Origin of the sequence: Lentilactobacillus sp. TOM.63 (genome assembly GCF_030361045.1) — a bacterium.
GTDB classification, from domain to species: domain Bacteria; phylum Bacillota; class Bacilli; order Lactobacillales; family Lactobacillaceae; genus Lentilactobacillus; species Lentilactobacillus dabitei.
In genome coordinates, this window is record NZ_JAUCAP010000150.1 from 1 (window position 1) to 2,009 (window position 2,009).

Annotated in this window: 2 protein-coding genes; both read right to left on the reverse strand. The window is 41.7% G+C overall.

Features of this window, described 5'->3' with window-relative positions; translation table 11 throughout:
* Positions 1 to 47 precede the first annotated feature (47 nt).
* Positions 48 to 1,583 carry an IS66 family transposase gene (tnpC, locus tag QUF07_RS13745; protein WP_289428176.1) on the reverse strand — a complete coding sequence of 512 codons (1,536 nt, stop codon included), beginning with the start codon at positions 1,581 to 1,583 and terminating at the stop codon, positions 48 to 50.
* A 91-nt stretch (positions 1,584 to 1,674) separates the two neighbouring features.
* Positions 1,675 to 2,009: IS66 family insertion sequence element accessory protein TnpB (gene tnpB, locus QUF07_RS13750; RefSeq protein ID WP_289428177.1), on the reverse strand; the 335-nt coding region annotated here is incomplete at its 5' end.

Sequence of the window (2,009 nt, forward strand, 5' to 3'; positions counted from 1 at the left end):
GTTATTCTTCAGATAACACAATCGAATGCCTTTTTAAGTTTTTACAGTTAAGCTGCACAGCTTTGCTGTACTGCTTTAGCCCATGGTAAATAAGCCTCTAACTCCTCGTCAGTTGGGGAATCTCCTAACCGAGGCAAGTAGGTGAACAGATAGACTAAGTATTTTTTGAAATCTAAATGATTGGCAATGGCCGTTTCGAATAGGCCTAGGAAGAGGGCGTTAGCCTTGGCTCCGCGCTGGCCGGTACTAAAAAGCCAATTCTTACGACCAATGACCGAAGTTTTGATACTCCGTTCGGCAATGTTATTACTAATGGCCACCCCAGGATCATTTAAAAAGACCTCTAGTTGTTCACGCTGATTCACCATGTAGGTATAAGCGCGTCCCAACTTAGACTTGTTGATAGGGGTAGTTTCACTGATTAGCTGCCATATGCTATCGACAATTGGTTTGGACTCTCGTTGTCGAATCTCTAACAACTGTTGTGGTGAAAAGCCCTGAGCTTTTCGTTCGATCGCAAATAATTGATCGAACTTTTTGACAAATTTGCGGCCAAGACTCCTTTGGCTCTCAATTCCATTAGTGCCATCCACAAACTTTCGTCGTCCATGCGCCCAACAGCCAGCCCGCCGAATCTCTGGCGGAATGTGATTGTAACCCGCATAGCCATCGCAGACGAGAGTTCCGCTGAAGCCTTCGTAAATCTTCCGAGCCACTTTTTCACTTCGAGATGGGTCATAATGAAAATGGATAATTGAAGTAGCCGCGTTAGCGGCAGATCGCATTTCCCATAGAAATGATTTAGAGGTTGGCGATTTCCCTGATTCTCGTAAAACCTGAATCGGTGTTTCATCACCATGCAAATATGGTTGCTGCTTAAGCTTCCTGAAAAGCAACTGATCGACTAAAGCAACCCGCTCCGATCCATAAATCACCCAATTACTTAAGGTGGCTTCGGATACCGATAGTCCCAATCCCTTTAAACGTTGTCGTTGACGATAAAGTGGCAAGGCTAATTCATATTTATTGGCAATAATTGTTGCGACTAAATCTTCTGAAGCCAAACTATGGGCCATGAATGATTGTGGGACAGTTGCCGAAACAAATTGGTCGCCATCGTAATTGACGTCCTCTGAACAATGTTGGCATTTGCCAACTTCCTGATACCGACGAACTATGTATGCTTGAGCTGGTCGGAGATGAAATTTGTCTCCAATCAACCGTTTAAATATCTGATAGGCATTGCCACAATTGTGGCAATTATGTTCAGCTAATTCAATCAGTTCTTCCTTTACCGGGAGGTCTTTCGTGATTTTCGCTTTTTGACTTTGCCTTTTCTTTTTACGAACTGTGACAATTTCGATTTGTTCTCCAGTTGACTCTGGGTCTTCGAAAACACCATTACTGGCGTCATCAAATAAAGATGTTTGGCCATCATTAATCGTTTTTTCACTTGAGTGACCATATAATTTGTTACGAAGATATTTTACCTGTTCAGTTAAAATTTGGTTCTGCCTAATAAGCTCTTCAATTTGAGCCTGTTGACTGGCATTAATTTTTTTAAGCTCCTCAATGATATCCATTGGTTTCACCACCTTGGTTGGTTTTCAATGATCATATCATGAAGTTTAGACCTTGACTATACCTTTTAGAAAGGTTAACGGAGCGAGACTTTCAATAGATATTTCCTGGTCTAACACGATGAACCGATGGTTCAATCGTCAGCCCGGTTAGTAACCATTCTAGTTGCTGATTTGTTAATTGCCGGACTTCCACTGCGGTTCTTGGCCATTGTAAATGTCCTGATTCATAACGTTTGTAAAGTAATACAAAGCCGTCACCTTCCCAATAGATAGCTTTAAATCTGTCTTTCCGTGTTCCACAAAATAGAAACAATGCGGGTGAAAATGGATTTAAGTCGAATTGATCTTGGATGATTGTTGCTAACCCATCAATTCCTTTGCGTAAATCTGTTTTGCCGCAAACCAAATAGACTTTATCTAATTCGG

Coding starts and splice junctions, on each gene's coding strand:
- tnpC (WP_289428176.1), bottom strand. CDS start 1,583: ATGGATATCATTGAGGAGCTTAAAAAAATTAATGCCAGTCAACAGGCT.